This is a genomic window from Candidatus Neomarinimicrobiota bacterium (assembly GCA_018647265.1).
GTDB lineage: Bacteria > Fidelibacterota > Marinisomatia > Marinisomatales > TCS55 > TCS55.
In genome coordinates this window covers 1-6,327 of sequence record JABGTK010000154.1, presented here as the reverse complement: position 1 = coordinate 6,327, position 6,327 = coordinate 1, and the positions used below count along the sequence as shown (strand labels likewise).

Genomic DNA, 6,327 nt, shown 5'->3' with positions numbered 1-6,327 from the left:
CTTTTGAGTACTTAAGTCAGTAATTTTCTTCCAAGTGTTCGTTTCCAAATCAGTTATGAACAATTCAGGTGCACCGCCATAGTAAGTTGTGGACATCGTATAGGCTATTTTTGTACCATCCGGGGACCAATCAGATCCGGACACCATTTGCGAATTAAGGCTTGCCGACCAAGCTTTACGGCCGTCAGCAGTTAATATGATAAGTTCTGATGCATCGTACGCTACGTTAACGACTACGGCTATTTTTGTTCCGTCTGGGCTCCAACGAAGAGGTCCATAATTCATGATAGTGGAATCTGCCACTATGTGAGGATGGCTATTTATGTCGTCTTGAATTCCCTTAATATAAAGCCGTCTATTATCTGTACCATCTAAATTCTGTGTGTAGAGAACATCTTCCGATTTACTCACGTAAACGACTTTCGCCTCAGGTTCATCTTCTTCAAATAAGCTGCAGGAATAAAATAAAAAAATAATGATAGCGATGGTAAATAGTTTAAAACGAACCATATTAATAAATTAAACCGTTAGGTAATTCGAGGGGAGCCTAGAAAACCCCAAGATTCCCTTTGCGTTGAATAGTCCACAAACGAGTGGACCATAAACCCACTTTTTTAACTTTTGCTTTAAAACTTATCATAACTTTTTATGTACGAAACGAATATTTTTACAACATATATTAAGTTACAAAGCGATACTTCATGATATCAAGTTTTTTTATTTATTAAGTGTTCCTAAGAAATTTTTTCCCTCACCACTCAAAAGGACCATCCACGATTTTCCATAAATACCAAGCGGCCACGGTGCGGTATGGGCGCCACTGTTCTGCTTCTGTTTCCATTTCTTTGGGGTTGGGCAGGCGATCCATTTTATTGAGTCCCATAAATCCTTTTTGAATGCCCAAATCTCCTAAGGGGAATACATCAGGGCGGACTAAAGTAAACATGAGAAACATATCGGCGGTCCATTGACCGATACCTTTTACTTTGATTAGTTCAACACTGATTTCTTCATCAGAAATTTCATCTACATTCGATAAATCTATTTCCTCTTTTTCCCATTTGTCTGAAAGATCCAGGATATAAGTAGCTTTCTGGTTGGAGAGTCCTACCGATCGCAAAGTTTCGTGGGGAATGGCCATGACTTCATTTGGATTGGGAAATGACTTAGAATTAAACAATGCTTTAAACCGGCCATAAATGGTGGCGGCGGCCTTCCCGCTAAGTTGCTGATATACAATGGAGCGCACCAAAGATTCGTAATAATTATCAATGGGGTTGAATTCAGGCGAACCAAATTCATCAATTAGGATTCCCATTCTTGGATCCGATTTTCTTAAGTCCGTTAAAGCTTTTTGAATATTCATTACAATCTCCTTGAGCAAATATAGAGTTGTAGGAGGCTAGTTTCATCAAATGCCTCCCCATCATAGTCGCCCCATTTTTCTTCTATGGTGAATCCCGAATCCGTAAGTAATCTGTCCATCGTGTCGGGATAGATCATACGCATATCAAATTCATCTTCATCTTGTGGCCCGCCATTACCTCGATCAAAAAACCAGTGAATGTGGTTAATCTCTGTATCTTCGTCATATTGGTTTTTTTGCCAAATGATACATTCGCCACCTTGTGGATGGGTGATAGTCATTTCTTCATATCTCTTGTTTGGATCACGGTAAAGAAATTCCGGGTCCGGGACAAATATATCCAAGAGAAATTGGCCATTTTTGGCTAAGTGGTTCTGGGCCGATTTCAAACATCGGTTCATTTCATCTTCAGTATATAGATGGAGAAACGAATTAAAAGGAATAGAGATTAAATCAAATTTTTGGCCAAGATTAAAGTCCCGCATATCGCTGGTGATGAATTGGCCATTAGGATATTTCGATTTGCAGTGGTCAATAAAAACAGGACTTAAGTCCAAGCCAGTATAATTGTACCCCTTATCTAATAGGGGTTTCGCCACTCGGCCGGTTCCGCAAGCCAATTCCAGAATTGAACCATTCGCCTCTTTTGCCCAATATTGATAAAAAGGAATATCATCTATTTTGTGATTCGTGCAGGCATTATAAAGAGCGGGATTGTTATACATTTGGATTTTCATAAAATTCTCAAATCAATTATACCCCACCTTTAATTCCTCCCCATTTGGGGAGGATCGACTAACTATTGTAGAGTGGTCACCTCCCCTGTCATAGGGGAGAATTAAAAGAGGGGTCCAAACAAAAACTACAACCCAGCCTTGATGACCTTTCGCTCGTTGGCAATTCGTTTTTTGTCGCCGCCTTTTTTCGCCAAAATATTCAATACATCCAATGCTTGGTGGTATAGCCCCTGTCCTTTCAACACATTCACCAAAGTAAATGTAGCCAATCGAGGACTGATAGCCACACCTTCTAAACTAATATCCGTGGGCAAAGGTTTTTTAGATTTATCCTTTTTAGGGGCATCAGTTGTCCCAGGAATATCTGATTTTTTCTTAGCTTTTTTTGCCGGCTTTGCTGTTAGGTAATCCTTAGCAAACTGGTTTTTAGGGTCCACACTTTGGGCCCGCTTGAAACTGGTCTTTAATGTTGCCGGAGATCGATCCAATTGTTCTTGAACCATGGGCAATGATATGGCGGCAGATGTATGATCAGGCACTTGGATAAGGACTTTTTTCATCCATTTTTCCGCGCCGGTTAAATTCCCTAATCCAAGTTCAGCCTGGGATAAGATGAATTGACCATCTATTGATTTGGGATGATGCTCCAACCCAATTTCACAAACGCGTTTGGCCCTGTCATAGTCTCCTTTGGTTTGGTAAAATTCCGCCAAAACAGGAAACAACACCGTATCAAAATGATTGGCGAAATAAAGCTCAAGCTCCGTAAGGTTTTTTAAATCCATTTAACGACGATTCTCCGAAACCCAATTGGTAATATAGTCCACCGTATCTTGAACAGGTGTGCCGGGACCGAATAATTTTCCCATACCCAATCCTTCCAGTTCGGTTACATCTTTTTTTGGAATAATACCGCCCCCAACGAGGAGCACATCATCCAGTCCTTTATCCTTCATGAGATTTAAGACATTGGGGAAAATGGTCATGTGGGCATTGTTCAGGCTAGAGAGTGCAATCACATCCGCATCTTCTTGAAGGGCCGCGGAAACAATCATTTCCGGCGTTTGACGCAGACCTAAATAAATGACTTCCATCCCTGCGTCGCGATAGGCGGCGGCGAGAACTTTAATGCCCCGATCGTGACCGTCCAGCCCGGGCTTGGCCATGAGTATTCTTATTTTTCGTTCCATAATCTCAAATTATTTGTAGGGGAAATTACAATGAAAAGGCGAGTGTGTCGAGGAATGAGAATCAGGAGGATTTACTATCTAAAACAAAAGTCACGGGCCCGTCATTCACCAAAGCTACATCCATCATGGCACCGAATTCACCCGACTCTACCGGCACGCCTTTTGTCTTTAGTTGATCCATAAAATATTCATAAAGGGCATTCCCTTTTTCTGGTGGTGCGGCGTGGATGAAACTTGGGCGGCGGCCTTTTCGTGTATCACCACAAAGGGTAAACTGGCTGATGACCAATACTGAACCATTTACATCTTGAATCGATAGGTTCATTTTTTCATTCTCATCATTGAATACGCGGAGGTTTGATATTTTATCAGTTAAATAATCGGCGTCTGATTCTTCATCTGTATCGGTCACACCAAGTAGAATCACAAAGCCATGGTCAATTTTTCCGATTTTTTTTTTGTCAACAGTAACAGAGCCGGATTTGGCCCGTTGAATCACAGCGATCAATCAGACACCCAGACATTTTGCTTGCCGTAAGTATCCCGTAATATTTTGAGAAATGACGAATGAGCTGACACCTTAATATTGTGAGCATAGATACGTCTTTGTTTACCACGCTCCGCCGCCATGTGGAACATGAGTCCGCAACCACCTTTGTGATTTTTGGCCATGGTCAAAAGCGCATCCACATCAGCGGGGGACATTTCTCCCGGCTCAATGCGGATATTTACATTTTTAGAATAAATCTCCCTCGCTTTGTCTACGGTTATAATTTCATCGGCAATCATTTTTAAGTCAGAAAAATCTGTTTCGTCCGTTGGCTTACCCGTAATAAAGACCACATTATCATTTTTGATCAATTCTTTATACTTAGCGAAAGTATCGCTGAATGCTAATATCTCTGCCTGACCGCCCAAACAATCCAACTTAAAAAATGCCATTTGATTATTCTTCCGATCAAAATGCATTCTTACTTCTGCGATGGCACCCCCAACGCGCACTTTTTGTCCATTGTACCCCTCAACTTTCTCAGTAAAATCAAAATTAGAGAATTCTTCTAAATCTTCTGCATATTTCAGCAAAGGGTGTCCAGAAAGGTACATACCCAAAACTTCTTTTTCATTTTCCAGCAATTGGCTTTCGGACCATTCTTCTGCTATAGACAGGGAGGGAACCATGGACATATCCTGACCATTGGCGCTAGCTGCGCCAAATAGGTCCACTTGGTTTCTCGCTTTATTCTCTTGGATATTTTGACCATATTTCAGTGCTGTATCGATAGCGGCATATTTTTGAGCCCGGTTGCCCTCCAGTCCATCTAAAGCGCCGGCCATATTGAGGCTTTCTAACACTTTTCTGTTAACTGCTTTTAATTGCACATTGGCAGAAAAATCAAAAAGTGAATCAAATTTTCCATGTTTGCCCCGTGCCTCAATAATCTGTTCCAAAGCTTTTGTGCCCACATTTTTAATGGCATTAAGCCCAAATGAAATAGTCTTTTTATTCACGGGACGAAAGTTGATGTCAGAAACATTTACATCGGGTGGATCCACTTCAATCTTAAGCTTCCGACATTCGTTAATCAGAATCACCACGCGGTCAATATTGGACATTTCACTTGTGAGATTGGCACTCATGAATTCCGCTGGATAATGGGTTTTGAGCCAAGCAGTTTGATATGCCACATAAGCATAGGCGGTAGAGTGACTTTTGTTAAATCCATATTCAGCGAATTTTTCAATCAATTCATAAATTTCTTTACCCTTCTTTTTGGGGATCTGGTGTTTTTCAAGTGCTCCATCTATAAACTTAACCTTCAATTCATCCATGAGTTTCTTAATCTTTTTTCCCATGGCACGGCGCATAATATCCGCTTCGGCCAGCGAGAATCCCGCAACTTCGTGAGCAATCTGCATCACCTGTTCCTGATATACTATAATGCCGTAGGTTTCTTCCAGGATGGGCTCCATGACTGGATGAGCATATTCAATCTTCTTTTTTCCGTGTTTGCGAGATATAAAATCATCAATGTTTTCCATTGGCCCGGGACGGTAAAGGGCATTCATAGCAATCAAATCTTCAATAACGGTAGGTTTCAGCTTTTTCAAAAATTCCCGCATGCCAGAAGATTCAAATTGGAATACGCCCGTGGTCAATCCTTTAGCAAACAGCTTATAGACTTCAGGATCATCCATAGGAATTTTTTCAATATTAACTTTTTCACCACGTGCTTTTAATAATTTCACGGCGTTATCAATAACCGTCAAGTTACGGAGGCCCAAAAAGTCTAGTTTCAGAAGGCCTAATTCCTCCAGCCCCTTCATATCATATTGTGATGTTACATCCCCTTGGGGCGAACGATATAAAGGTACAAAATCTGTAAGGTCGCCGGGGGCAATTACCACACCGGCTGCGTGTGTGGAAGCATGGCGGTTCATACCTTCCAACACTTTTGAATATTCAATCACTTCCCGATATTGGCCTTCTCCCGCCTCGCGCAAATCGGGGCTTTGTTTTAACGCTTCATCCAATGTGATATTCAATGTTGTGGGAATCATTTTCGCCAAACGGTCAATTTCACCAAATGGATATCCCAAGACACGACCCACATCCCGAATAACCTGTCGCGCTTTCATTTTTCCGAAAGTAATAATTTGGGTGACGGACTTTTCACCATATTGATCTTTAATATAATCAATGACTTCTCCCCGCCGTTCGATGCAAAAATCGATATCTATATCGGGCATGCTGATACGATCCGGATTTAGAAACCGTTCAAACAAAAGATTGTGACGCATTGGATCAATAGTGGTAATCCCTAGGGAATAGGAGACCAAACTCCCCGCAGCAGAACCCCGGCCCGGACCAACAGGGATGGCTTTATCTTTGGCATATTTTACAAAGTCTGCCGTAATGAGGAAGTATCCTGCAAAACCCATCTTCTGGATTACTTTTAATTCATGATCAAGCCGGGATTGTAATTCAGGATTAATATCACCATATCGTTTCTGGATGCCAATTTCACACAAGTTT

Annotated in this window: 7 protein-coding genes; all 7 read right to left on the bottom strand. The window is 41.4% G+C overall.

All coding sequences use genetic code 11. The features are described 5' to 3' along the window. Window positions 1-510 (bottom strand): hypothetical protein (locus HN459_09440; GenBank protein MBT3479666.1); only part of this gene is annotated, 510 nt, incomplete at its 3' end. A gap of 241 nt (window positions 511-751) precedes the next feature. Further along, on the bottom strand, window positions 752-1,366 hold the full coding sequence (locus HN459_09435) for a DNA-3-methyladenine glycosylase 2 family protein (GenBank protein ID MBT3479665.1): 615 nt from the start codon (window positions 1,364-1,366) through the stop codon (window positions 752-754). Then, window positions 1,366-2,103, bottom strand: a complete 738-nt coding sequence (locus HN459_09430) for a class I SAM-dependent methyltransferase (protein ID MBT3479664.1) — start codon at window positions 2,101-2,103, stop codon at window positions 1,366-1,368. The genes HN459_09435 and HN459_09430 overlap by 1 nt, the downstream gene beginning before the upstream one ends. A gap of 125 nt (window positions 2,104-2,228) precedes the next feature. After that, window positions 2,229-2,888 carry a hypothetical protein gene (locus HN459_09425; protein ID MBT3479663.1) on the bottom strand — a complete coding sequence of 220 codons (660 nt, stop codon included), beginning with the start codon at window positions 2,886-2,888 and terminating at the stop codon, window positions 2,229-2,231. Beyond that, window positions 2,889-3,293 carry a cobalamin B12-binding domain-containing protein gene (locus HN459_09420; protein ID MBT3479662.1) on the bottom strand — a complete coding sequence of 135 codons (405 nt, stop codon included), beginning with the start codon at window positions 3,291-3,293 and terminating at the stop codon, window positions 2,889-2,891. It abuts the gene before it with no gap. 61 nt (window positions 3,294-3,354) lie between these two features. After that, the gene (locus HN459_09415) at window positions 3,355-3,801 is read right to left on the bottom strand and encodes a D-tyrosyl-tRNA(Tyr) deacylase (protein ID MBT3479661.1); all 447 of its coding nucleotides are present in this window, start codon (window positions 3,799-3,801) and stop codon (window positions 3,355-3,357) included. Continuing rightward, window positions 3,798-6,327 (bottom strand): DNA polymerase III subunit alpha (gene dnaE / locus HN459_09410; protein ID MBT3479660.1); only part of this gene is annotated, 2,530 nt, incomplete at its 5' end. The genes dnaE and HN459_09415, both read right to left, overlap by 4 nt.

Bases quoted from the DNA above. Each gene is read 5' to 3' on its own strand.
- HN459_09435 (MBT3479665.1), bottom strand. From the start codon at position 1,366: ATGAATATTCAAAAAGCTTTAACGGACTTAAGAAAATCGGATCCAAGA.
- HN459_09430 (MBT3479664.1), bottom strand. From the start codon at position 2,103: ATGAAAATCCAAATGTATAACAATCCCGCTCTTTATAATGCCTGCACG.
- HN459_09425 (MBT3479663.1), bottom strand. From the start codon at position 2,888: ATGGATTTAAAAAACCTTACGGAGCTTGAGCTTTATTTCGCCAATCAT.
- HN459_09420 (MBT3479662.1), bottom strand. From the start codon at position 3,293: ATGGAACGAAAAATAAGAATACTCATGGCCAAGCCCGGGCTGGACGGT.